The following is a 25,527-nucleotide window of genomic DNA, read 5'->3' as shown; positions in this document are numbered from 1 at the left end:
TTGTTTATCTTGGTTTAATTGTAATTTGAATAGGATTATCACTCATATTTACAATATTTAATACACCCAAAGCATTTAAATCTATGATTATATCTTTATCATTGCCAAAATATTTATAAGTTTCTAATGTAACTATATTTACTCTATAAAACGAAAGGTCAGGTCTTATTACTTTTGTAAATCTAATTTTTAATTTTACATCATTAGTATAATATGCTTGTAAATATGTTTCTTTAATTTTATCGTTATCATTATTATATAGTTTTGTTATTTGAAGTAAAAAGGAAAAATCAGAATTTTTAGTAAAAGAATAACGATTTTGATAAAATCTTCCAATATATAAACCATTAGTATATGCAGTAGAAAATTTTTTAATATAATTATTTATATTATCTGTATATAAAGTTATTGTATTATCAAAATTAACTTTATCAGTTTGGGATGAACCTCCAAATTTTAACACACCATTGGACAAAGAGTTAATATTGTCATTACAATCATTAACACCACCTAAAATATCAATATTTCTATTAGGAATAAAATTATTTATATCTGGTTTTCCACATTCAACTTGTAAATTATTAAGATTACTTATTTCTATTGTTTTATAAGAACTAATAAATTTATCAATGCTTTGAATTGTGGGATCAATTTGCTTTAAATCAATTTCAGTTTCATAATAAGCATCATAATAATTGTTATTAAATAAATTAATAAAGTCTTTTTTTCAAAGAAAAGAAATGGTTGTACTACATTGTGCTTGTGCTGTAATTTTAGTTTTTAATGGTTGAATTGCATTGGCACCTCATATATCTTTTGTATAAGGTTTATAGTTATATGGCACTGGTGGTAATACATATTGTGGATAATTAAATGTTGGTATTTCATAATCATGTGGTAATAAGAAACTAGTTTTATAATTAGTTGTCATATCGCGTAAATAATTATTTAAGGTACTTTTTGTTTTACCTCTGAAACTCCATACTGATAAACGTAAATAATCTTCTTCATTATTGGTATATGGGTTATCAGCATAAAAGATAATTTCAAAATTACCTTTATATAATGCTTGTATTGAAAACATATCAATAATATAACTACAATTTGTCCCATCTGGTGTTTGTAAGAATTCACAATCATTATCTTCTTCACCGTCACTAACTGGTGTTTGAGCATCTACTGCTGTTGTAAGTTCATTAATTAAATAAATTCGGTTAGTTTTTTGATTTAATTGTTTTAGATTATATGTTGAATAAACTATATTATTTGTTGGTTTACCACCCTTAGTTAAAACAGTACCTACTAATTTATCAGTTAATAAAGTAGTAAACCCGAAAATAGTGGCATTTGCTCCAAAAATAGCACCAACTTTATCATTGCCTTGTTCTCTAAATATTTCAAAAGGTAAATAACATTTACCTTTTGAGTTTTCAGACCAAAAAGCATCATTATAAAAACTATAAATATTAGCACTCATAAAGCCATTAAGTCATTGAAAATTAGGTCAAGTTTTTTCATCTTGATTAATAACTCAGCCTCATGGAATACCAAATGAAATAAAGTTTAAGAATTTACCAACACCACCCGGTATTGTAAAAGGATTAAACACTAATTTTTGTGTATAGTTTAAAGGTAATACTGTTATTTGGCGATTAATAAAATTATTCATATTTAAAATATCTCAAACATTACATGAACCCATTTTATTGTATTCAATTTGAACACTACCAACAGTATTACCAAATTCATCTTTTCTTCTAAAATATGATGATGCTTGGGTACTAATAATATTATTAACGTCACCACTATTTACTTTTATTTGACTTGGTGGTGTTATTTTTCAATTTTTAGACCAATAAAATTTAGAGTCCTTATTTTCTTCATTAATAGTTGTTCCAACAGCGGGATTAGTTGCTGTCGAACTTTCTTGGTCAGTTATAACAATACCCTCACTATTTTTTTGCTTTCAAAAATCATATCTACTTTCCATATCTTTTTTTCAGTTTTCATAACCGGTTATCATTGTTGGTTGAATCCCTTGAATGTTATATCAACTTACTTCTGGTGATGCATAAGTATTTACTTTATCAGGCGGACACGGATACATGTTATACATTAATAAATCTCGTGAATTCATTACTTTTGGATTAAATTGACCTTTAATAATTGGTCTCCCAATTACAGGCATATCAAAAAAGATCGGATTACCATAAAATTTAACGGCCATTGCTCTAACACCGGGGTCTTTTAATAACATATCATCTAATTCAATAGTTGATGTATTTGTTTTCTCATTATAAGTTATTTTAGGAAAACAATAACCTTCCCCAGGTGCTGATGTTTGAATAAATTGTCGTACTGATAAACAACTATTACTAATTTTGTCATTAATACTTGAAAAGGTAATTTCTTGTCATAAAAAACTACCATCATATGGTGAATAATAATTAATAACATTTGATGGATATAATCATTGTCTATCTTGGGGCGCAATATTTATATTACCTCCACCAATATTTAATCCATGGTCATTAAAAACCGTATAAAAATTATAATAATCATTAATATTTAATTTACTTGCATCTTCATCTAAAATTAATAAAGTATATTGTCTTTCAGTTGATTGCTGAGTAAATACTTGTTCAAATTTAGCTTCTCCAAATTGAATTGAACTTCTATCATCAATCATATAAGCATCTCAATATTTACCAACCTTAACTTCTTTTGTATAAAAATTATCAGCTTTATTATCATTATTAATAAAATAACTTAATTTATATTGCTTTAAGTATGCTAACATTCTATTAATATCATAAATGTTTTCACCATCAATTAATTTTCAATAAACATTATTATTTTCATCTTTTAATTTTATAGCGAAAGGTGTTTCATTATTTGCTCATATAGTTGAATTAATTGATTGTTTACTAAAATCATCAATTGTTAATATCTTAATTTCTTCACCTTTATGTTTTTGAACTATTTTTAAACTATCTTGTCATTGAGCAATCGTACTTTCCATATTATCAAATATTCTTGAATAACTACCATAATCACTAGGCTTTGCGTTATTAGGTTTTCAACCTGTTTCAGTATCAGGAATATATGAACTATAAACATTAAAAGGAAATACCATTCAATGTCTATTATCTTTTATATTTTCTCTGATATCTATTAAAGTATCGTGGGCTTGTCTTCTTAATTCTTCGATAACTCCTGGGTTAATTCTACTCATTTTTTAATTCTCCTTTATTTCCGTTCTACCTTGTAAGGCGTTTTGATTATTACCAGTTTCATCATATTCTAGTAATTTATTATTATGTTCGATTTCTTTGGCTTGCATTTTATCTTGTCATTCTTCTACTTTCTCAAAATATTTTGTTGCTTCTAATTCATCAATATTGTCATATTCAGTTATAGCTCTTATTGGTTCCATTGTGCCATTATCTAATCTAGCAGTAATTAATTCATTTTGTCGCATTTGGTCAACTAAACTAGCACTAATAAAATCAAAACCATAAGGCCGTTCACCAATACCATCTCATAAACCATAATATTTTAAAACAGTATCAAACATCTTAGTATAATATTGCTTACGATATGCTTGTAAATATGCTTGTTTTTCTAAGTCTTTTGTTTTAGTTAATAATGACTGTGTTTTATTCTGGTCATTATCTGATTTATCACCAAAAGGACTAGAAAAATGACATGCTAAATATACTTGTTCAATAATTGATTTTTGATCTTCAGTATATGTTTCTAAGGTTGGTGCACCTTGTACTACTTGTAAAGATTGTGATGATGTCCCATCTGCTGCCGTTTGACCTGATTGAATGAAAATATCATCAAATACATCTTGTAATGCTTTTTTATTTCCCATATTGTAAGCATTCATTAAACCATCATCTAATACCCCATATCAGTGCGTACGATTAGCTCATCGTTCTTTTGATTTAATATTAAAACTATCTTCTAAATCAAATTGTAATTTATAACAATTTGCCATTGTAGGTCATGGATTTAATGTAGTTGAAGTTGATAAGAACAACGGATTAGGTTCATTAATCATTTCTCAAAAAGGTACTATACCTAATTTATTTTTAAATTCTTGAACTAAAAAAGGTCTAACATCATCTTTAATTTGTGTTTTACTTTGTCCAACAACTACCTCGTTATTTTTTGGTCAACCTTTAATAACTATTTTATCTTTGGTACAAATTAAATTTAAAATAAATCCACTGTCTGATTGATGATAATTTAATCAAATATCAGCCCCTTGTTCAATTTCATTTATTTTACTTACACGAGATGTAAAGTTAAAAGGGTTAATTCATAAATCAATATTGCCATCACTAGTTTCTAATAAACCAAAAATAGTTTTACCCATTAAACTTGCTGTTAATTCGTTTTTATCTAACTTTTCTTTTATTTTATAATTTTCATATCATCAATTTAATTTTTCTAAAATATCTTTACGATGAGACTTAAATAAAATATCTTTACCATTTATTAATCGCATTTGATGACGAGCAATAATATTTGCTAAATTAATTGTTCAATCATAATTATAAAATTTTAAAACACTATTAATATCACTTAAGTTTGGTAAACTAGGGAAAGTATTATTCATGGTTATTTTGCTCCTTTAATTTTAAGATAAGTGCATAATTAATAATATTTACTGTTAATAAATTTGGCTCATTTGCTAAAACTTGAACACATACTTTAACTTTTTGATATTTTTTAATATATTCGTTATATAAATTTAATTTACATATTGCGATATTATCTTTTTTTAATTCTTGACAAAGTCTTTTTTTAACTTGTCCACAAACAGACATATAAGGTCTTTTTGCATTTATTACACGTTCATCATGGATTACATAAATATCTTTTTTCATTAAGTTATTCACTCCCTTTGTTGTCATAATTTATAATCTGCTGAATTATTATGTTTAACCATTGGTATTAATTCAAAATGTAAAGCATAAAAATCACTATCAAATGTATCATCATATAAGTCTAACATTCGTTCTTCTCTGGCATCTGGTTTATCTTCTCATTGAATTAATTCATATTGGGTTTTACTTACAGGACATTTTTCTCATAATCATTTTAATTGATTTGTATTTATTAACATTGTAAATGCTTCAATCCGATGTCTTATTTTAAATTTCTGTTTTTGTGCTGGTTTAAATGTCATATATTGCCCAAAAGTATAATTATATTTTTCTCTATTTAAACTTTGTAATGTTGAATATGCACTATCATCAACATTTATACTAATACCCCGCTGTATTAAATTAAAGTATTGATTTAATTGATTATTATAAAACTCTAAAATATCTTTTACTTGTTCTAATTCTGTTTTAAATTGCTGTGTAGCATTTGAATGCGTATACTCAGAAGCTTTATAAGCTTTTTTATCAAATGAATTATATAGTCAAAAACTAGCGGCAGTAGTATGTCCCTTAGGACTGGTCGCGTTAGCAATATCAACACCACCTAATAATTTCGTTGGTTGAATAATATCTGTTGCTTGCATAATATCAATATATCTTGCAAAAATTGAACCACTAGTATTACCGGGCAATCCTCAACTCCATACTCTTGCTCTTTCAATATCTAATTGTTCTAATCTTAATTGTTCATTAACTTTATCTTGTGGTAATTTATAATTAAGTCTTCAACTAGAATAATGAATAATAATTTTCATATTTCATTTTTCAATATATTTAATTTGTTCATATTTACTACGCATTATTTCTTCATTAAAAGATAATAATTCATTACAATAACCAACAATATATCTTTTTAAACTTTCAGGATTACACGTATTAATTGTTATTTTATTTTGATAACCACGAATAGCAAACTCTAAATCACTTAAATCTTTTTGTTGAAATTGGTCACATTCTTCTCTTCAATCAATTACTAATTTATACTTATTCAAATCAGCAAAGGCTTTTAATTTTTCTTTTCGACTTGGTGAATGTAAACCTTTACAATATATTTTGCTACCATTTGATAAAGTAAAAGTAAAATTTGATAAATTAATACTATAAGGTATATTATTTTCATCTAACATATTTCATATATTTTGAAATACACTATCTTTTAAATCTTTACTCCAATACATACTAGCAATTATACAAATTGGTTCTTTAATTAATAAACTAATTTTTAATAATTCACCAAACATTTTAATATTTGATATAGTATTACCACTATATCGTGTTCCAATTTGATTAATTTCATTAACTAATTCATATTTCTTAACAAATGGATATTTATTACCAATATTACTATTTTGTAATAACCAATAAGGAGTTTCTAATAAATAAGTAAAATGATTAAGCATTATTTTCAGTTTCTTTTTTAATATCTCTAATATCCGTTTGTAAATTAACAATTATTGGTTGTTGATTATTTAAGTTTAATTCTTTTTCAAGTTCTTTTTCTTGTAGTGAATATTTATAATTAAATGCACGCTGTCAATATAACCTAGTACCTTCTGGCGTTTTAACCATTTGTTTAATAAGTTCACTTTCTATTTTATCAACTTGTTTTTCAAGTAAAGGAACTATCTTCTCGCTCGCGTAACTATCATATCTTCACTTGCGAGAAAGATTTAATTTATTGGTTAAATCATTTAAAGTATAGGGGATATTAGGTGATTTATCACGTCAAAACTGCTCTATTTTACGATAAAATGTTCGTAAACTTACTGTTTTTGGATTAAATTCTTTCATTTTTACTCCTTTTTCCATACTAAAATTGCTATTATTTAATAAATATGATTAAATAAAAGAGTAAACTATATATGAAAATATAACAAAGAACCATCGCGGTTCTTTTTTTATCATTTATATTTTACATCAAAATAAAAAAAAGTAAACTTAATTACCGCAATGTTTCTCCTAATTTTATATATTAATAATAATCTAGAAAAATTTTTATTTATATATCTCAGTTAAAAGAAACATTGCAGTAAACTTAATTACTTTATTTTTTATAAACAGCTTTAAGAGACAGAATTTACTTACTGTTTATCACTTAGATTATATACTTATAAAAATAATTGTCAATAATTTTTAATTTAATGTTATAAATATTTTAAAAAGAATTGGAGACAGAAAAATGCAAAAATATACACATGTAAAATTTGATGAACGAAATTTATTTAAAGATTTATTATTTTCTGATATTTGTAAAAAGAAAAATGATTCAATTAATTTATCAGAAATAGCACGGCAAATGAATCGTGGAATTAATACTGTTAAAAGAGAAATAAAGCGATTTAAAAAGGTAGAAGATTATATGCCAGTTGAAGCACAAAAAGATTATAAACAAAAGCGAAAAAGGTCTATTAAAAAACTACCTACATTTACAGAAGAGCAGCAAGAATTTTTAAATTTACGATTTAATATTTTTGGTGATTCGCCAGCGGAAATTATTCATCGATTTTTAATAAAGTTTGGTGTCAAATTTCCTTCCTGTCTTAAAACTTTTTATAAATGAATTTATTTAGGTCTTTTGGGTTTGTTAAAGAAAAATTTATTAAATGGTGGCAGAAAAAATATAACAAAGAAAAGACCTGATAATCGCGGAAAATTAGATGATAAATTCAAATCAATATGAGATATTGAAAATAAAAAATCTAATGTTGGTTTTTTTGAAATGGATACCGTAGTTGGAAAAGACCATCAATCTAGTTGTTTGGTATTAGTTGAACAAAATAGTAAAAATTATTTTGCAATTAAATTAGGAGAACATACTGCTAATGAGGTTTTAGAAAAACTTGAAGAATTAGTTAAAATTAATGGTTTGGTTGGAAAAATTAAAGGAATAATAACTGATAGAGGAAAAGAATTTAGTAAGTTTGAAGAAATAGAAAATATTACTGGTTCTAATATTTATTTTTGTGATCCGGGTTCACCAAAACAAAAACCATTAATTGAAAGAATGAACCGTGAATTTAGAAAACGGTATATTAAGGGAACGGATTTTAATAATGTTACTCAACAAGAAATAGATTGAGTAGTTAATGTTATGAATGAAAAATTAAGGCCTTGTTTGAATTGAAGAACATCTAAAGAAGTATTTTTAAATAATTTTAGATAATTTTATTTTAAAAATTTAATAAATTATTTTTCAGTGTGCTTAAATATGCTTAAAATAGACTAAAATTACAAATATTTTATTTTTTTTAAAAAAATAGTTGCATTTATTTTAAATGATGTTATTATCATACTAACAAGAGACAGAATTTGCTGCTTGAATTTACATAATACAATTAATAAAAAAACTGTTGCTTCATGGTATGAAAATTTTAAGAAAGGGATTTTAAACACCAATAAAGGTCCAAAAGAATCATTTGAAAAAAGAGATTTAAACTATTACAAAGTTAGGTATGAATTACTAAAAAAGCTTCATGACTTTTACAATTAAATAAAAGAAAAATTGTGTTTTTTATCAAAGAAAACCTTAATAAATATCCACTAAATTTATTACTTGATGTAACAAATTTAAAGCGTAGTTATTGAGATAAATATAAAAATTATTCAAGTACTGGTAAGGATAGTGAACCATTAAAAAATATTGTAAAAGTCTATGAAGAAAATTTAAAACAATTTGGTTATCGTCGAATTACCAAATATTTAAAAGAAGATTATGGCATTGTTTATAATGCTAAGAAAGTATTACGAATTATGAAAGAAAATAATATTCAAGCTGAATATGTAAAGCGTATGCGTAGAAAAATATTAATAAAACAAAATAGAAATAAAAATATCATTAAATATCCTGATTTAGTAAATCGTAATTTTAATGATATTAAAGAAAGATTTTCAATTTTATTTACTGATGTAACTTATTTAATTTGAAATGGTAAAAAACATTATCAATGCCAAATTGTAAAGTTAAGTGCAACTAAATTATCTTTCGCCAATCGAATATTTGGTTAGAAAAATAATTTAGTTGCACTTAACTTTACAATTTGGCAAATTAAATTAATATTTTAATTTTTTAGAAAACTCTTGATATTTTAATAAAATCAGGATTTTATTTGGTTTTTGATAAAATGTATTTCTTGCAAATCTCTATATTTTATAAGGGTTTTTTATTTTATCAAGAGTTTTCGACAAAATTAAAAGAATTAATAACGCTTAATAATTAGTGAAATCGTTTAAAATGGGTAACGTGTAAAATGTTGGGGAAAAGTTTTCAGCATTAAGTTCTAATAATAATTATAAACTATTTTCTTTAAAAGAGTTTTAGTATTTGATAATGTAGAAGCGGTGAATATTGGTAAGTTATATTGTTTAACTTCTGGATTATTCATCTTTTTAAATATTCATCTTCAAGTAATTTGTTCATTTTTTACTTGAAGATTTTTAATTTCTGTTAGTTCTTGAAAGGGATTAATCCCATTAGCTGTCAATTGTTTTAATAACATTACTTTGTAAATCGTTTTTTAATTAAATATTTTTGGTTTTGAACGAAACATTACTTTAATAATTCGAGCAATATAACTTTCAATGCGACAACCAATATTTTCTTGATATTCTCATTTTTGAATTGCTCCATAGTATGTTCTTAAATAATTAGATATTTCTTGTAACTTTCCTTTCGCTTCTTCGGTTTTAACAAGCTGATAAGCTCATTCAAGGTATTTTGTAACCTTGTTTCAGTTTAATTTTAGAATTGCTTTTCTAATTTTATTAAATAAATAACGTTTATAATATCGTGGACCACGGAGACAATCTTTAATTTTTTTAATAACATGGAAACGATCAATGATAAATTCAACATTGATGTGTTTTTCAACCGTTGAAATATATTGTGCACCATCACCAAGCACAATAATTTTATCTGTCTCGGGTGATTCATAATTTAAGTTAATAAATTATTTAATTCCTTGTCAGTATTTTTTAGAGTTAATTTTTTTAACTTCATTAGTCATTGTTACTAGAAATTTGACATTATGCATTTTTTTTCGTATTGTTTTAGGATCTTTATAACCAGTATGAAAGACGGTTAAACGGATTCTTTTCTTAATTTTTAATCGTTTTTTGATTTGATAACTAATAGCATTGCGATATGCTTCATCGGTTTCAATATAAATAACCCCATCATGTTTTAGTTTTGTATCTGGTTCATCTAGCATTAGTTCTAACAAATGTTTAATATCAAACCGTTTAATAAGGTTAAAAATTGTTTTTTTGTTATGTTAGCATTCCGATACATATTACAAATATCTTGATAACTAAAATTTATGCCTAATTTGCTGATTATTTCTAACGAAAAATCATAATCAAGTCGCTGATAACTTTCAATCCCTAATTGAATATCAAGTAAAAAGACCGTTTTTGGTTTTTTTGCCACTTGAAATTCTGGTTTTAAGATATATTTTCCTCGTTTAAAAGTAACTTCACCATTACGAAAAACCAAAGTTCGTTGATAAAATCCTTTTGGAATATAACGTGCTTTGCGTCAGTCCTTATTAAAAATATAGTTATCAATATATTCAAAAATATTTTTAAATAGTATTCAAGCTTCAGAACTAATTTCATTGTTTAAATAGGATAATAGTGCTGTAATAGGGATATTGGGGCTAATTTCATTAATTAAATCAATAAAAGAGTTATTATTTTCGTTTAAAAACTCTTGGATTCTAGTTATAATATTCATAGGATAGTTTTCTTTCTAATTTTTTTCAAACTTAATTATACTGAAAACTTTCTTTTTTATTTTCCCCAACTTTGGCAACGCAATCTTTAAAATGGATTTAAAAAATATGCTTGCTTTTTATTAATAAAGGATTATAATGATAATGTAATTAAAAAGGGTCAGGAAAGAGCACAATTGTGCTCTTTCTTTAATGCCATAAATTTAGTTATGTTTGATTAAGAAAGGGCGGTGTTGGATGGAACAATTTATACGACAGGAGCAACAATTAAGAACTGCGTTAGCGAATTACTTAACCGAGCAAAACTTAACATTGTTTGCCATTAATTTTTTACAAGAATTTGAAACAAATGTTGTGCAAGTGTTAATTGAAGATCAAACAACCGGACTTGATTTAGATCGGTTAACAATTATTAGCGAAGAGATTAATCATCTGGTTGATAATCTTGATTTGTTTTCAGAAGAGTATTTGTTAGAAGTTTCAATACCAGGAGAGGGAACGACCATTACGAGATTGAAATGAATTACAATAAACTCTTAATGCATATGTTTATTTGGAATTTAAGGAAAAAGTCAATAATTTAACTGATGTTATTGGTGAATTAACAATGGTTTATCAGGAACAGAATCTTAATGTTACTTATTTTATAAAAGGTGCTCGTAAAACCTTACAAACAACTTATCAAAATATAAATATTAAATTTGCGCGTTGTGCGGTTAAATTTTAAGAAAGGAACATTATATAGCATGATTGATGGTGAAAAATTATTAACAACAATTGATGAAATTGTTAGTGAAAAACAAATTAGCCGTGATTTAATTTTAGAATCAATTAAAGAAGGAATTAAAAAGGCTTATGAAAAACATTTTGATCCTGAAGCAACAATTGTTGTTGATATTGATCAAAAAACAGGACAAATTAAAGTTGACAAAGAATTAACTGTTGTCAAAAAAGTTGAAGATGACTTATTAGAAATTGGATTAAGTGAAGCAAAAGCAAAATACGGGGACCAAATTACGATTGATGATAAAGTTTATGAACCAGTTAACTCTGAAGAATTTTCTCGTTTAGCAATTTTCCAAGTTGGCCAAATTATTAAACAACAAATTAAAGAAGCCGAAAAGGATTCAATATTTGATGAATATATTGTCCAAAAAGGGCATTTAATGACTGATGTTGTCATTGCTGCGGAAGAAAAATACCTATTAGTCGAAGTTGAACGAACATTTGCTTATATTCCCCACAAGAATTTAATCTTTTCTGATCATTTTGAAGTTGGCCAAGTAATTACCTTTTTAGTCGAAGATGTTGTTAAGTCAAAAAATGCCGGCCAAATTACTGGTTCTCGAACAAGCAATGATTTTTTATATCGTTTATTAGAACGCGAAATTCCCGAGATTTTTGAACAAGTAATTAATGTTAAAGCAATTGCCCGTGATCCAGGGCGTCGTAGTAAAATTGCGGTTTATAGTACAAATGATAATATTGATCCAATTGGAGCTTGTGTTGGAAGCAAGGGAAGCCGGATTAATAAAATAACAGCGGAATTACAAGATGAAAAAATTGATATTTGCATTTATAATGATAATAGTCAACAATTTATTATTAACTCATTATCACCAGTAAAAGTAATTTCAATTATAACTAATGAAGAAGAAAAAGAAGCGGATGTTGTTGTTCCCGACGAACAATTATCATTAGCAATTGGGAAATGTGGTAGTGCTGCCAAATTAGTTGCGAAGTTAACGAAATGAAAACTAAATATTATGAGTTACAATGAAGCGTTAACTAAACAAATTGAAATTTTATGAAATGGTAATTTAACCACCGAGGAACTTACGGCTTTACAAGTTAAATTAAAAGATAAAATTAAACCAAAAACAGCAATTACCCCAAAACCTGTGACAATCACAACGGGATTACCAATTGAAGAATTTGAAATTATTGAAGAGCAAATGGCAAAAGAAACGCTGATTTTGGATGAAGAAAATTATAATGTTGATGATTTAACCGAAACAACCCCAGCGGTATTAGCCAATGAAATTGAAGAAGATATTTCTTATTTTGAAACTGAACAATTTGAAAATCAAGATGATGAAATTAACTATGAAGACTATGATGATTATTACGATCAAGATAAATAATTAATGAGGAGGGAGAAAGATGGCAAATCACAAAAAAATTCCCTTACGAAAATGTGTTGTTTTACAACAAATGTTACCAAAAAAAGAATTGGTACGAATTGTTAAGACACCAAACGGGGAAGTTATTATTGACCCAACCGGGAAGGCCAATGGTCGTGGTGCTTATTTACGACCAACATTAGAGATTTATGAAAAAGCAAAAAAAAGTAATGCTTTAGAGCGGGCATTAAAAACAAAATTAAATAATCAATTTTACGAAATGTTATATCGTGAAATTAGCGAAGGTTGAGATTAACAATGTTACCACAACAAGGATATAGTTATCTTGGTTTAGCAAAAAGAGGCGGTAACCTCATTACGGGAGTTAGGTTATTAACAGCGATTCAACAAAAAACCGTTTATTTAGTATTAACTAGTGTTGATGTTGGCCCAACGCAAGCTAAAAAATATGAACAAAGATGTTTTTATTATCATATTTCTTATTTTAGGTGCCTTGATTTCAATTTAACCCAACAAGCTTTAGGAATGAATAATGTTAAAACAATAGGAATTAAAGATCAACATCTTGCCCAAAGGTTGTTAACATTATTAAATAATTCTTAAAAATCAAAAAGGAGGAGGGACAGATGAGTAACCAAAAGAACAAACAAAATAAAAAATCATTAGCGAAAAATCAACGCAATCGGATTCAATCACAATTAAAAACGGTTGAAGCCCATATTAAAGAAGGGGTTTTTGTGTATGATGAAGCATTAACAATTGCTGAATTTGCCCAAAAAATTAAAAAACCTGTTACTGATATTATTAAATATTTCTTTAGTAAAGGAATGATGTTAAATCAAAATACTTTTTTAACCGAGGAACAATTAGGGGAGTTATGTTTGAATTTTGGGTTAGATTTTAAACGAGAAAAATCAGTAACGCACGAAAACTTAATTGAGAGTTTTGAAGTTAATGATGATCTCGCATCGTTAGAAAAACGCCCATCAATTGTAACAATTATGGGGCATGTTGACCATGGGAAAACAACCTTACTAGATACAATTCGAAATACTAATGTTGTTAGTACTGAACATGGCGGAATTACCCAACATATTGGGGCGCATCAAATAAAAACGAAAAATGGGGAAAAGATTACCTTTGTTGATACTCCTGGCCATGAAGCTTTTACCCAAATGCGTGCCCGTGGAAGTGCGGTAACGGATATTGTTGTCTTAGTGGTAGCGGCTGATGATGGGGTGATGTTGCAAACAAAAGAAGCAATTGACCACGCCAAAGCCGCGGGTGTACCAATTATTGTCTTTGTTAATAAAATGGATAAACCAGGAACAAATTTAGATAATATTTTAATGCAATTATCGCAAGAAGAATTAACACCTGAAGAATGAGGAGGGACAACGCCTTATGTGAAAGGAAGTGCCAAACAAAAACAAGGAATTGATGAATTGTTAGATACCATTTTATTAATGGCTGATTTAATGGAATTAAAAGCAAATCCAAATCGTTTTGCGTTAGGAACCGTCCTTGAATCACACTTGAATCGGGGTTTAGGACCAGTGGCAACATTATTGGTCCAATCAGGAACATTAAATATTAAAGATGCCTTAGTTGTTGGGTATACTTTTGGTTTTGTTCGTGATTTATCCGATGAAAGTGGTAAAAAAATTAAATCGGCGGGACCTTCAACGCCAGTTATGATTCATGGTTTAAATGAAGTCCCTAATGCCGGAGACCGTTTTATAGTCTTTCGGGATGAAAAACTAGCCCGGGAAATAGCTTTAAAACGAAAAACAATTGATACGATGAATAAACGTTATAAAAATCAAAATTTCTCGTTAGAGAGTTTATCAGCTCAAATTAAAGATGGCCAATTAAAACAAATTAATATCATTTTAAAAGCGGATACCCAAGGAACAGTTGAAGTAGTGAAGTCAAGTTTAATAAAAATTAATATTCCGGGCGTAAAAATTAATGTTTTACGAGCAACTGTTGGCGGAATATCGGAAAGTGATGTTACATTAGGGCTAGCTAGTCAGGCCTTTATTGTTGGTTTCAATGTGCGACCAACGGCCCATGTCCGTAAAAAAGCCGAAGATGAGGGAGTCGCAATTCGCTTACATACGATTATTTATAAACTAACTGAGGAAATTATTGCCGCCGCAGAAGGAATGTTAGATCCGGAAATGGTCGAAGAAGTTCTAGGCCAAGCAGAAGTCCGTCAAATCTTCCGTCATTCCGATATTGGAACAATTGCTGGTTGTCATGTCACGGATGGTCTTATTCCCCGTAAATCACGCGTGCGCGTGTTACGCGATGGCGTTATTGTTTATAATGGGGAATTAGCATCTTTAAAACATATTAAAGATGACATTAAGGAAGTTAAGAATGGTGCTGAATGTGGTTTAACAGTTAAAAACTATAATGATTTAAAAGAGCAAGATGTTATTGAAGCTTATACTGAAAAAGCCATTACAAAGTAACGGCTTTTTTTATTTTATGGTTTTTTTATGTTATTTTCTTTAATTTTGTAGAAAACTCTTGATAAAGACAAAAAAATAATCAATATGACAATTTGAAAACGAATTTGGTGGAATATTATTATTGTTCTTTAACTTTTTTAGATGTTAAAATATAATACCGTTGCTTGTTGGTTTGGTGTTAAACCTTTGTGTTGGTATTTTCATTTTCAGAGATTTAAATAATTTTGAATGTTAGTAAAACCTAAACCATGATAATGAATTAAGGATTCTTTAAGACTTGCTTGTAATTTACTAATTTTATTTAATTTTCGATAACTGGCATCAGGATTTGTCCTAGTTTTAGTGGCATATAAAGTAGAACTTGTTTGTTTTGCTACTAATAAATATAATGGTTGCATATCAGAAATAATAATGGAATTTTTGTTAATTAATTTTGTATTCATATTTTTAATAATTCACTGTTTTTGTAATAGTTTGGTATTAGTGGATTGAACAAAAATATTATTATTAGTATCAACTGCCATTTGAATACAACATTTAGTGTTAGTGGAAAATGGATCAAGATGAGTTTTTCGTTTATTAAATTTATCTTTAAAATTACCTTTATGGATTTCTTTAATAATGTTAGACTGCACCCCGTTTAGTAAATATTAATAAAAAGGTTTACAAACTTTCATTTATTATATATTTTTCTTTTTGGTTTGAATATCATTTATTTCATTTTTTAACATCATTAATATATTCATTATGAGATTTATAATTTTTATTATGGATTGTTCCTTTTTTAAGTAATGAATGAAAACTTTCAATAATAATGTTGTCTGCACAATGATAATTTTTACCCATTGAAATTATAATTTTGTTATCTAAACATTTACTATTATAATCTTTAGATGTATATTGATATCCGTGATCTGAATGAATTATTGTTTTATTTAGCTCTTTTTTTATTGCTGAATTATACTTGTAAGTGCAAGTAAATAAAATTGCAAAAAATCTCATATAAAAATTTTATGATGCTAAGTTTATTTTAGAAAAAATAAAGCAAGGAGTTTTTATATGGGATATAAACATCTTGGCATAGATGAAAGAATTTATATTGAGAATCAATTGAAGTTTAAAATAAAAATTAGTGAAATAGCTAAAAATCTTAATCGAAGTATTAGTACTATTATTCGAGAAGTTAATAGAAATAAAGATAATAATCATTATTTTTCATTAATTGCACAAAATAAAGCAGAAAATAGAAAACAATCACATATTTATTTTCATAAGTTTAAAAATAGAGAATTAGTAAAATATGTACAACAAAAATTATTATTAGGTTGATCACCCGAACAAATTTATGGCAGAATTAAAAATTTTCATAAAGAATGAATTATTAGTTTTAAAACAATTTACAATTGAATTTATTCTGGATTACTTGAAAAAGTTACTAATAAAAATTTAAGAAGAAAAGGTAAGAAACGAAAATATCAAGAAAATCGGGGTAAATTTAATGGTAAATCAATTAAAGAACGAAATGCTAATGTTAATAATCGCGTAACTCTTGGTCATTGAGAAGGTGATACCGTAGTATCATCACGAGGTAAAAGTAAATCATGTTTAATAACTTTAGTTGAAAGAACATCAAGATTTACTTTAGCAATATTAGTTGAAAATAGAACTACTAAAGTTATTAACGAAAATATTAGCCATTATTTATCAATTCTTCCAAATAATCTTGTTAAGACTATAACATTTGATCGTGGTAAAGAATTTGCTAATTGACAACAACTTGAAAAAAATTTAAATGTGAAAATTTATTTTGCTAATGCATATTCACCCTGACAAAGAGGTACTAATGAAAATACTAATGGTTTAATTAGAGAAAAATTTCCTAAAAAATTTAATTTTTCAAATACTACTAAAAATGCAGTTCATAAATTTATATTGTCTTTAAACCAAAGACCAAGAAAAATACTAAATTATCTTTCGCCAATCGAATATTTGGTTAGAAAAATAATTTAGTTGCACTTAACTTTACAATTTGGCTATTTTTTTAATTTTATTAATTGCAGCATTTAAATTATCAATTACAAGTTTGTTATTATTAAATTTTGATCATTTTACATCAATAATTTCTTTAGTATATCCATCAATTATTGTTGATTGATAATGTTTTTTACCATTTCAAATTAAATAAGTTACATCAGTAAATAAAATTGAAAATCTTTCTTTAATATCATTAAAATTACGATTTACTAAATCAGGATATTTAATGATATTTTTATTTCTATTTTGTTTTATTAATATTTTTCTACGTATACGCTTTACATATTCAGCTTGAATATTATTTTCTTTCATAATTCGTAATACTTTCTTAGCATTATAAACAATGCCATAAATCTAGACTGCACCCAAAAAAGTAAGTAAAGAAAAAAGTCTTTGCTAAACTTGCAATGTTTCTTTTAACTGAGAATTTTAATTAAAAAATGCTTTCATTTCATATTGAAGTGGTGGCATTTTTTAATTAAAATTCTCAGTTATCTGAAACTGTGCATAACCTTAATTGGTTATTTTTTTATTTTTGTTAATATCGCAAGAAGTCTAATAAATAAAAGTTTGTAAACCTTTTTATTAATACTTACTAAACGGGGTGCAGTCTACTTTTAAAATTAAATTATCAGACAATAAAAGCGCCCCCGCTTCCAGATAACATGACATATTGATATTCTTTTTTTAAAGCAATATAAAATTTTTTTAATTTTGGATTAATTTTAAAAGCTGGTTGTTGTAACATATTAAAGTAAAGATTATTAATTATTTTCTTTGTTTTATAGTATTGATAATTATGATCAAATTCATGATAAACATATTTAGTAATTGATGAGATTTTTGAATCAATAATTTTAAGATTTATAATCTGATATTTATTAATTTTATTTGTTGTTAAATACTTAATTTTATTACCATATCCTGATATTATTGCTGGTTTTTCAAAATAAAAAAATAATGCATCGGAACTAAGATTTCGAATTAATTTTTTAATTTTTCTAGAATAATAATTAATTTTAAAAAAATTACAAATAAGTTTAATCATTGCCACGGCATTACTTGCAGAATAGCCCAGACCTGACCCAATTGTTGTATTTTTAGTTAAATGAATATGAATTGGTGTTGATTTAAATTTTGGAAATATATCAATAAATTTATGATAAGCATCTAAAATAGTATTATTATGTAAATCAAGTTCTTTCTTATTACAAGTAAAAATTGTCTGTTGACCTTGATATGGTAATACCTCAACAAAATCATATTCTTCCTGATAAGGAAAAATAATGCTCTGAATGCGGTGCATTTTTTTTAACTTATTTTTGTGAAAAACTTCTAAGATTAAATTAAACTTACCATATGACTTTATCTTCATTTTACAATTCTCCCTTAATTTGTTTAACTTCATTATACTTCTTGCGATACCTAATTATTTATGCTTAAAAAGCAATTAAAATTTTTAAAAATGATTATTTTAAAGTTTAATTTAATTTTTTTAATTTGTAATTTTTTTTAATTTTGTCGAAAACTATTGATAAAGTCAAAAACCTTTATAAAATATAGATATTTGCAAGAAATACATTTTATCAAAAACCCAATAAAATCAAGGTTTTTGACTTTATCAAGAGTTTTCGACAAAATTAAAGCCCTATTTTTAAAACAATGGCAAACCGGCCACTTCTTTAACTAACAACAGAATCGCCCCAATTAAACAAAATAAACATATTAAAAATAAAATTAAATACTTATTTTTTTGAAAGGCAGCCCGAATGGTCGTTTTTTGGTTAACATTAAAACTATCGTTTTTAACATTATGTCGATCTTTCCGACGTTGTCATCAATATCATCCACCACTAAGCAACGATAATATAGTAAAAATAACAACTAAAGCAAATCAATGCTGGGAGCGGGATATTAATACTTGTTTGGACATTTAAATAATTCATACAAACCACCTATTTAATAAAAAAAACACTATATATAATTATTGCACATTTTCAGATAACTGAGAATGTGCACTATATATAATTATAGTGTTATTTTAACAAAATTTTAAGCGTTTAAAGCATATTTTGTTCTTTTTTCAACTAATGTTAAAACTTCATCAGCTGTTTCTGCTGCTAATGCTTCTGATACTAATTGTTCCATTGCTGAAACTTCTAATTTACTAATAATGCGACGAGCATTTAAAATGCTTGTTGCTGACATTGAAAAGTAATCTAATTTCATTCCCATTAAAAGCGGAATTGCTTGTTCCTCTCCCGCCATTTCGCCACACATTCCAACTCATTTTTCTTCTTTATGTGCGCCATCAATAATTGTTTTAATTAAGCGTAAAACAGACGGATTATATGGTTGATATAAATATGCCACAAATTGACTCATACGATCAGCTGCCATTGTATATTGAATTAAATCATTAGTTCCGATTGAAAAGAAATCAGCATGTTTAGCAAATTGATCAGTTATCATTGCTGCTGCTGGAATTTCCATCATCATTCCAATTTCAATATTATCCGCAACTTTATATCCTACTTTAATTAAAGCGGCTTTTTCCTCTAAAGTAATTTCTTTAGCGGCTTTAAATTCATCAATTGTTGCAATCATTGGAAACATAATTCCCATTTTTCCATGCACACTGGCACGTAATAAAGCCCGCAATTGTGTACGGAAAACATCTGTTTTATCCAAACAAAGACGAATAGCACGATAACCTAAAAATGGGTTCATTTCTTTGGGAAATTTAAAGTACGATAATTTTTTATCGCCCCCAATATCTAATGTTCGAATAATAACTGGTCGTCCTTGCATTCCTTCTAATACACCTTTATACGCTTCATATTGTTCATCTTCAGTTGGAAAATGATCATTATCCATGTATAAGAATTCACTTCTAAACAGCCCAATTCCTTGGCCACCGTTATCTAAAACCCCTTGAATATCTTTTGGCGCCCCAATATTTCCTTCTAAAACAAATTTTTTATAATCATCTTTGGAAATAGTTGGTTTGTCTTTAAATGCTAATAATTCTTGTTGCAATTGTAAAAACTTTTCTTTTGCGGTTGTTCATTCTTTAACTTCTGCTGTTGTTGGATCTAAGATAATTTCTCCCGTTGTTCCATCAAGCATAATTGTTTCATTATGTTTAACTTGTTTTGTAACATCTTTTAATCCTAAGACAGCTGGAATTTCTAAACTACGCGCCATAATTGCCGTATGACTAGTTCTTCCCCCCATATCACAACTAAATCCTTTAACAAATTTAGGATTTAACTGCGCTGTTTGGGAGGGTGTTAAATCTTCTGCAACAATAACAACTTCTTCATTAATAGTTGTTAAATCTAACACTGGAAGAACATTTAAAAGGCACTTAATTAAACGGTCCGTTACATCTTTAACATCAGCAGCACGTTCTTTAAAATATGTATCATCCATCCCGGCAAACATTGTAATAAATTTTTGGGCAACTGTATGAATTGCATACGTTGCATTATTGTTATTATTCCTAACCATGTTTTTTGCTTCATCAATCATTGCTGGATCATGCAATATTTCTTTGTGTGCTTCAAAAATCGCCGCTTTCTCTGCCCCTAATTTTTCCAAAGCAATCTTTTGTAATTTTTCAATATCTGTACTTGTTTTTTGCATTGCTGTTTCTAACATTTTAATTTCTTTTGTTGGGTCAGAAACCGTATTATTTGAAATTTCATATTTTGGTTCTTCTAATTTAAAAACTTTTGCAATCGCAATTCCATTACTAGCACCTATCCCGTGTAGTTTTTTTGACATAATAAAAAATCCTCACTTCTTTCTACTAAAACTATTTTCATTATATACCGAAAATGAGGAATTTGTTCCATTTTAAAGCTTTAATTTTGTAAAAACTCTTGATAAAATAAAAAAACCATCAATAGACTAGTAGACTCACTAGACTGCACCCCGTTTAGTAAGTATTAATAAAAAGGTTTACAAACTTTCATTTATTAGACTTCTTGCGATACTAACAAAAATAAAAAAATTTACAAATTAAAAAAATTAAATTAAACTTTAAAATAATCATTTTTAAAAATTTTAATTGCTTTTTAAGCATAAATAATAAGATACCGCAAGAAGTATAATGAAAAAGTTTCTTTAATTTTGTCGAAAAATCTTGATATTTTATAAATATCAAGATTTTTCGACAAAATTAAAGGAGTTTTCTACAAAATTAAAGCATTTATATAATATAATATGTAAGTAATATTAACATATCAAGCAAAGATAGTTTTAGAAAAGAGGACATAAAATGAATTGAGCTAATCGTATTACATTAATTCGGATTTTTTTAATCCCAGTTATTATTGTTTTAATGGTAATTGTTCCTTTTGAAAATAGTTCATTGTATAATGGCTGAAATCAACGCTTAGTAATTGAAGGAAACAATGTTATTTATTCATTGCCAATTAGTTATTTAATTGCTGGAATTTTATTTATTATTGCTAGTTTAACTGACTTATTAGATGGTTATGTTGCTCGTCGATATCATCAAGTTACAACCTTTGGGAAATTTTTTGATTCAATTGCCGATAAATTATTAACAAATACTGTTTTAATTGTATTTGCATGTGCTAACATTATTTCAATTTGAATGGTTGTAATTTTAATTGCCCGAGACTTTGTAATTGATGTTGTTCGCCAAATTTTAGCAATCAAAAAAGTAGTAATGGCTGCTAATCAATTAGGGCGCATTCGCGCAGCAATGGAAATGTTTGGAATGATAATTTTATTTTTTGTTGGCTTTCGTATGTTTAATGGTCATTTTTTACAAACTGGACAATGAGATGAATTTGGATGAGTAAACCAAATTATTATGATTCCAATGTATTTAGCAACAGTATTATCATTAGCGACGGCTGGTAATTATATTTTCTTAAATCGAAAAACATTATTTTATATAACAGTTATTAAAAAACCAACATTAGAAAGTGTACAAGAAACCAATGGCACAGAAAAAGGAAAATAAATTAGAATGAGCTGTTGTTACGGGGGCTAGTAAAGGATTAGGCTATTGCTATTGCGAAGAATTATTAAAACTTGGCTATAATGTTATTGCAGTTGCTCGTGACACCACCCCGGTTGCTACTTTACAAAAAAAATATCCATCCCAATCAATTAAAATGATTAATTATGATTTAAGTATTTTAGCAAATTGTCAAAAACTATTTAATGAGGTACAAACAGATAATGTAACAATTTTAATTAATAATGCTGGATATGGGATTTGAGGTTACTTTAATGAATCTAGTTTAGAACAAGAAATGAATATGATTGATTTAAATATTAAAGCGTTACATATTTTAACAAAAATTTTTGTGCAACGATTTATTGAACAAAACCAAGGTCGTGTTTTAAACATTGGCAGTTTAGCGGCGTTTACCCCTGCCCCAGTCTTTGCTAGTTACTATGCTTCAAAAGCTTATGTTTGAAGTTTAGGCGTGGCAATTAATACTGAGTTAAAGAAAACAAAGTCACCAGTACGGGTTATTACCTTATGCCCTGGCCCTTTAAAAACTGATTTTTGAAATCGAAGTAGCAATCAACACAATGCCAAATATCATTCAACTGTCAAAGTAATGAAAACGTCTACTTATGCTCGCAAAAGCCTCGTAAAAGGTTTAAAAGTAAAACGAAAAAATTATATTATAACGGAGAGTATTAATAAGATTGTTAAGAAATTAACAAAATGGAGTCCTCAAAGTTGAGTGTTAACATCAGTCTATAATTATCAAAGAAAACGAAAATAGAAACAACAATATACTTCTTGCGATAATATGATAATCATTGCAGATTAATTCATAAAGAAAAAATACAAATAGGAATTTATACCTCTTATTAATTTAATTCTTATAGTCTTTATAAGAGATGCATTATTTTGACACAACAAAAAATGATTTTATTATTTAAAGTTAATTTTCATTCAACTTCTTGTCTTATTTATAATAACAATCGAAAATTATAGATTGAAGCAATTAAATTAAATCTTAAAGCAAAGCTTTTTCTACGATTGCGATATTTTTCAGTAATAATTTTAAATTTTTTAAGGATAGCAAAAACATTTAAATAACGAACAAAAACAGCATAATAAACTAATTTCACAAATGATAATCGTTATTGAAAATGTTTTTGCTTTGTTTTTTTATGCGGAATCAAAACATTCCTTTAATTTTGTAGAAAACTCTTTATAAAGGCAAAAAACCTTATAAAATATAGAGATTTGCAAGAAATAAATTTTATCAAAAACCCAATAAAATAAACGTTTTATTAAAATATCAAGAGTTTTCGACAAAATTAAAAAAAATCATATTCTTTGTTTTTTATGATATAATACACTTCTTGCGATACTAACAAAAATAAAAAAAATTAAGGTTGTATGTATTATTTAAGGGTTTTAATTAATACCTTAGAAATTGTGGAATAATATACCACTTACTTATTTAGATTATATTACTTTTAATTTTATTGTCAATATATTTTTCTATTTTTTTAAATTTTTCCACGACAAAAATAAATGTTTATTAAAGTTATTTAATTTATTAGATAAAATTAATAAAAATATAAGTTTGATTGTAAACTATTATTTACAAAATTATTAACTGAATAATTAATTCTATTTTCTTCTAATGGTTCATTAGTATTAAATAAATTAATTTTATTTTTAAAATTTATCATACTAGTATTTAATTTATTTTTAAGAGTTTTTTCATTATAAGTTGCTTTTTTAACCGAAACACCTTTACAGTAATGTGATATATCACCCTCAATATGACAACCAATATTATTTCATAATGTTTGATTTCTGATGCCTTCTTCATTATTTTTAATTAATCTAATTGTCTCTTTTAAGAATTTCATTTTTGATTCTTTTATAAAAGAAGCGCTGTTTTCTAAACATTCTAATAATTCTTCATATTTAGCATTAAAAAAATAATCAACTGCTTTATGATATGTTTCTTTATTTTTCTTGTTTTTACTTTGATAAGGATATAATTTTTTAAATCTACTTGCAAGATGAAATTTATCTATCGTGTAATGTACTTTATTTTTAGGGAAATATTCTTGAATAAATTTTGCAATATTTTTAATTCAAGGTGCACCATCACCCAATACCATAAATTCAATATTGTCATTAATATCATAATAACTTGTAATTAATGTAAGTAATTTACTAACAAAATTAGTTAATTTACTATTTTTTTTAATATATTCTGGAATATTATCTAGTTCTATAACACCTAATTTATTTGCAATTACAGGTCTTTTTTTAGTTGATTTTGCTTTATCAAATCCAGTATGAACAGTTGAAAATATACTATGTTTTTTTATTTTTTCTTTTAATTTTTTCTTTTCATTTCAAATTTTTAAATAAGTTCCATCAATTTGAATATATAAAGTATGAGGTACCTTTATTTTTTTATCAGTTTTATTAATATTTTTCTACGCATACGCTTTACATATTCAGCTTGAATATTATTTTCTTTCATAATTCGTAATACTTTCTTAGCATTATAAACAATGCCATAATCTTCTTTTAAATATTTGGTAATTCGACGATAACCAAATTGTTTTAAATTTTCTTCATAGACTTTTACAATATTTTTTAATGGTTCACTATCCTTACCAGTACTTGAATAATTTTTATATTTATCTCAATAACTACGCTTTAAATTTGTTACATCAAGTAATAAATTTAGTGGATATTTATTAAGGTTTTCTTTGATAAAAAACACAATTTTTCTTTTATTTAATTGTAAAAGTCATGAAGCTTTTTTAGTAATTCATACCTAACTTTGTAATAGTTTAAATCTCTTTTTTCAAATGATTCTTTTGGACCTTTATTGGTGTTTAAAATCCCTTTCTTAAAATTTTCATACCATGAAGCAACAGTTTTTTTATTAATTGCATATTTTTTTGCAATAAAACTTATACTATTATTTTTAACCTCTTGTCCTATCCTTTTTCGAAAATCTGCTGTATATTTATTAAATTTTTGTCCTTTTCTTGCCATATAAAAATGCACCTCCTTTAAAAGTTTAGCAAAGACTTTTTTTCTTTACTTACTTTTTTGGGTGCAGTCTACTAAATGGCGCTTTCCTTGTTATCAAATTATTTACATATTCTTCCCTGTAATTTACAAATAATT

29 protein-coding genes and 1 pseudogene are annotated in these 25,527 nt (G+C 26.4%); 12 read left to right on the top strand and 18 right to left on the bottom strand.

The features are described 5' to 3' along the window. Window positions 1-4 precede the first annotated feature (4 nt). From ACQH23_RS01220 to ACQH23_RS01200, 5 genes are read right to left on the bottom strand one after another with little or no spacing between them, the layout of a single operon-like run. Window positions 5-3,235 carry a hypothetical protein gene (locus ACQH23_RS01220; protein ID WP_425378620.1) on the bottom strand — a complete coding sequence of 1,077 codons (3,231 nt, stop codon included), beginning with the start codon at window positions 3,233-3,235 and terminating at the stop codon, window positions 5-7. 3 nt (window positions 3,236-3,238) lie between these two features. After that, on the bottom strand, window positions 3,239-4,630 hold the full coding sequence (locus ACQH23_RS01215) for a hypothetical protein (protein WP_425378312.1): 1,392 nt from the start codon (window positions 4,628-4,630) through the stop codon (window positions 3,239-3,241). Beyond that, a complete protein-coding gene (locus ACQH23_RS01210) occupies window positions 4,623-4,901 on the bottom strand; it encodes a hypothetical protein (protein ID WP_253301740.1) in 279 nt (92 codons plus the stop codon). The genes ACQH23_RS01215 and ACQH23_RS01210 overlap by 8 nt, the downstream gene beginning before the upstream one ends. Beyond that, complete coding sequence (locus ACQH23_RS01205) at window positions 4,901-6,361, bottom strand: PBSX family phage terminase large subunit (RefSeq protein WP_425378619.1); 1,461 nt, start codon at window positions 6,359-6,361, stop codon at window positions 4,901-4,903. The genes ACQH23_RS01210 and ACQH23_RS01205 overlap by 1 nt, the downstream gene beginning before the upstream one ends. Then, on the bottom strand, window positions 6,354-6,752 hold the full coding sequence (locus tag ACQH23_RS01200) for a hypothetical protein (RefSeq protein ID WP_425378309.1): 399 nt from the start codon (window positions 6,750-6,752) through the stop codon (window positions 6,354-6,356). Before ACQH23_RS01200 ends, ACQH23_RS01205 begins: the two co-directional genes overlap by 8 nt. Window positions 6,753-7,140: 388 nt before the next feature. On the opposite strand from ACQH23_RS01200, the gene ACQH23_RS01195 reads away from it, so the two are divergent. The 3 genes from ACQH23_RS01195 to ACQH23_RS01185 all read left to right on the top strand — a co-directional run bounded on the left by ACQH23_RS01195 (window position 7,141) and on the right by ACQH23_RS01185 (window position 8,966). Continuing rightward, a complete protein-coding gene (locus ACQH23_RS01195; RefSeq protein ID WP_425378308.1) occupies window positions 7,141-8,124 on the top strand; it encodes an IS30 family transposase in 984 nt (327 codons plus the stop codon). 153 nt (window positions 8,125-8,277) lie between these two features. Continuing rightward, window positions 8,278-8,451 (top strand): hypothetical protein, encoded by a 174-nt coding sequence (locus ACQH23_RS01190; protein ID WP_425378618.1) that lies wholly within the window; start codon window positions 8,278-8,280, stop codon window positions 8,449-8,451. Window positions 8,452-8,465: 14 nt separating this feature from the next. After that, entirely contained in the window at window positions 8,466-8,966 is a 501-nt protein-coding gene (locus ACQH23_RS01185) for an IS3 family transposase (protein ID WP_425378617.1), read from the top strand. 272 nt (window positions 8,967-9,238) lie between these two features. On the opposite strand, the gene ACQH23_RS01180 is transcribed toward ACQH23_RS01185, so the two are convergent. The 4 genes from ACQH23_RS01180 to ACQH23_RS01165 are packed head-to-tail and all read right to left on the bottom strand — an operon-like array spanning window position 9,239 to window position 10,692. Further along, the gene (locus ACQH23_RS01180) at window positions 9,239-9,457 is read right to left on the bottom strand and encodes a hypothetical protein (RefSeq protein WP_425378616.1); all 219 of its coding nucleotides are present in this window, start codon (window positions 9,455-9,457) and stop codon (window positions 9,239-9,241) included. Between the two features lie 18 nt (window positions 9,458-9,475). Then, entirely contained in the window at window positions 9,476-9,862 is a 387-nt protein-coding gene (locus ACQH23_RS01175; RefSeq protein WP_425378615.1) for a UPF0236 family transposase-like protein, read from the bottom strand. Window positions 9,863-9,907: 45 nt separating this feature from the next. After that, a complete protein-coding gene (locus tag ACQH23_RS01170; protein ID WP_425378614.1) occupies window positions 9,908-10,168 on the bottom strand; it encodes a hypothetical protein in 261 nt (86 codons plus the stop codon). A 5-nt stretch (window positions 10,169-10,173) separates the two neighbouring features. After that, a complete protein-coding gene (locus ACQH23_RS01165; RefSeq protein WP_425378613.1) occupies window positions 10,174-10,692 on the bottom strand; it encodes a hypothetical protein in 519 nt (172 codons plus the stop codon). Between the two features lie 235 nt (window positions 10,693-10,927). Here ACQH23_RS01165 and ACQH23_RS01160 point away from each other — a divergent pair, with 235 nt between their 5' ends. From ACQH23_RS01160 to infB, 6 genes are read left to right on the top strand one after another with little or no spacing between them, the layout of a single operon-like run. Beyond that, entirely contained in the window at window positions 10,928-11,230 is a 303-nt protein-coding gene (locus ACQH23_RS01160) for a hypothetical protein (protein WP_425378612.1), read from the top strand. A gap of 13 nt (window positions 11,231-11,243) precedes the next feature. Continuing rightward, window positions 11,244-11,417: a hypothetical protein gene (locus tag ACQH23_RS01155; RefSeq protein ID WP_425378611.1), complete on the top strand. Its 174-nt coding sequence runs from the start codon at window positions 11,244-11,246 to the stop codon at window positions 11,415-11,417. Further along, window positions 11,401-12,834, top strand: a complete 1,434-nt coding sequence (gene nusA / locus ACQH23_RS01150; RefSeq protein ID WP_425378610.1) for a transcription termination factor NusA — start codon at window positions 11,401-11,403, stop codon at window positions 12,832-12,834. The genes ACQH23_RS01155 and nusA overlap by 17 nt, the downstream gene beginning before the upstream one ends. A gap of 19 nt (window positions 12,835-12,853) precedes the next feature. Then, window positions 12,854-13,129: an RNase P modulator RnpM gene (gene rnpM, locus ACQH23_RS01145; protein ID WP_425378609.1), complete on the top strand. Its 276-nt coding sequence runs from the start codon at window positions 12,854-12,856 to the stop codon at window positions 13,127-13,129. A 2-nt stretch (window positions 13,130-13,131) separates the two neighbouring features. Then, entirely contained in the window at window positions 13,132-13,437 is a 306-nt protein-coding gene (locus ACQH23_RS01140) for a L7Ae/L30e/S12e/Gadd45 family ribosomal protein (RefSeq protein WP_425378608.1), read from the top strand. A 23-nt stretch (window positions 13,438-13,460) separates the two neighbouring features. Next, window positions 13,461-15,314 (top strand): translation initiation factor IF-2, encoded by a 1,854-nt coding sequence (gene infB / locus ACQH23_RS01135; protein WP_425378607.1) that lies wholly within the window; start codon window positions 13,461-13,463, stop codon window positions 15,312-15,314. Between the two features lie 137 nt (window positions 15,315-15,451). On the opposite strand, the gene ACQH23_RS01130 is transcribed toward infB, so the two are convergent. Then, the gene (locus ACQH23_RS01130) at window positions 15,452-15,949 is read right to left on the bottom strand and encodes a hypothetical protein (RefSeq protein ID WP_425378606.1); all 498 of its coding nucleotides are present in this window, start codon (window positions 15,947-15,949) and stop codon (window positions 15,452-15,454) included. Window positions 15,950-15,977: 28 nt separating this feature from the next. Then, window positions 15,978-16,316 carry a hypothetical protein gene (locus ACQH23_RS01125; protein ID WP_425378605.1) on the bottom strand — a complete coding sequence of 113 codons (339 nt, stop codon included), beginning with the start codon at window positions 16,314-16,316 and terminating at the stop codon, window positions 15,978-15,980. A 57-nt stretch (window positions 16,317-16,373) separates the two neighbouring features. Between ACQH23_RS01125 and ACQH23_RS01120 the strand changes: the two genes are divergently transcribed. Beyond that, the gene (locus ACQH23_RS01120; RefSeq protein ID WP_425377887.1) at window positions 16,374-17,324 is read left to right on the top strand and encodes an IS30 family transposase; all 951 of its coding nucleotides are present in this window, start codon (window positions 16,374-16,376) and stop codon (window positions 17,322-17,324) included. Between the two features lie 12 nt (window positions 17,325-17,336). On the opposite strand, the gene ACQH23_RS01115 is transcribed toward ACQH23_RS01120, so the two are convergent. From ACQH23_RS01115 to ptsP, 3 genes are all read right to left on the bottom strand, one after another. Beyond that, on the bottom strand, window positions 17,337-17,660 hold the full coding sequence (locus ACQH23_RS01115) for a hypothetical protein (RefSeq protein WP_425378604.1): 324 nt from the start codon (window positions 17,658-17,660) through the stop codon (window positions 17,337-17,339). A gap of 316 nt (window positions 17,661-17,976) precedes the next feature. After that, window positions 17,977-18,723, bottom strand: a complete 747-nt coding sequence (locus tag ACQH23_RS01110; RefSeq protein ID WP_425378603.1) for a 4-diphosphocytidyl-2C-methyl-D-erythritol kinase — start codon at window positions 18,721-18,723, stop codon at window positions 17,977-17,979. A gap of 677 nt (window positions 18,724-19,400) precedes the next feature. Then, the gene (ptsP, locus tag ACQH23_RS01105; RefSeq protein WP_425378602.1) at window positions 19,401-21,137 is read right to left on the bottom strand and encodes a phosphoenolpyruvate--protein phosphotransferase; all 1,737 of its coding nucleotides are present in this window, start codon (window positions 21,135-21,137) and stop codon (window positions 19,401-19,403) included. 496 nt (window positions 21,138-21,633) lie between these two features. Here ptsP and pgsA point away from each other — a divergent pair, with 496 nt between their 5' ends. Together pgsA and ACQH23_RS01095 are read left to right on the top strand one after the other, a co-directional pair. Further along, window positions 21,634-22,350 carry a CDP-diacylglycerol--glycerol-3-phosphate 3-phosphatidyltransferase gene (gene pgsA / locus ACQH23_RS01100; protein ID WP_425378601.1) on the top strand — a complete coding sequence of 239 codons (717 nt, stop codon included), beginning with the start codon at window positions 21,634-21,636 and terminating at the stop codon, window positions 22,348-22,350. Continuing rightward, entirely contained in the window at window positions 22,328-23,131 is an 804-nt protein-coding gene (locus ACQH23_RS01095; RefSeq protein ID WP_425378600.1) for an SDR family NAD(P)-dependent oxidoreductase, read from the top strand. Before pgsA ends, ACQH23_RS01095 begins: the two co-directional genes overlap by 23 nt. Window positions 23,132-23,321: 190 nt before the next feature. Here the strand turns inward: ACQH23_RS01095 and ACQH23_RS01090 are convergent. The 4 genes and pseudogenes from ACQH23_RS01090 to ACQH23_RS01075 all read right to left on the bottom strand — a co-directional run. Then, window positions 23,322-23,429, bottom strand: a pseudogene (locus ACQH23_RS01090) (IS5/IS1182 family transposase); the annotation flags it as partial. A gap of 501 nt (window positions 23,430-23,930) precedes the next feature. Further along, window positions 23,931-24,491, bottom strand: a complete 561-nt coding sequence (locus ACQH23_RS01085; RefSeq protein ID WP_425378599.1) for a UPF0236 family transposase-like protein — start codon at window positions 24,489-24,491, stop codon at window positions 23,931-23,933. Window positions 24,492-24,790: 299 nt separating this feature from the next. Further along, window positions 24,791-25,114: an IS3 family transposase gene (locus ACQH23_RS01080; protein ID WP_425378598.1), complete on the bottom strand. Its 324-nt coding sequence runs from the start codon at window positions 25,112-25,114 to the stop codon at window positions 24,791-24,793. Window positions 25,115-25,128: 14 nt separating this feature from the next. Next, the gene (locus tag ACQH23_RS01075) at window positions 25,129-25,392 is read right to left on the bottom strand and encodes a hypothetical protein (RefSeq protein WP_425377654.1); all 264 of its coding nucleotides are present in this window, start codon (window positions 25,390-25,392) and stop codon (window positions 25,129-25,131) included. Window positions 25,393-25,527 lie beyond the last annotated feature (135 nt).

The sequence above is a fragment of the Spiroplasma endosymbiont of Polydrusus pterygomalis genome (genome assembly GCF_964030635.1).
Lineage (GTDB): Bacteria > Bacillota_I > Bacilli_A > Mycoplasmatales > Mycoplasmataceae > Spiroplasma.
Note: the sequence above shows the minus strand (reverse complement) of the source record. Positions and strands in the feature narration are given on the sequence as shown.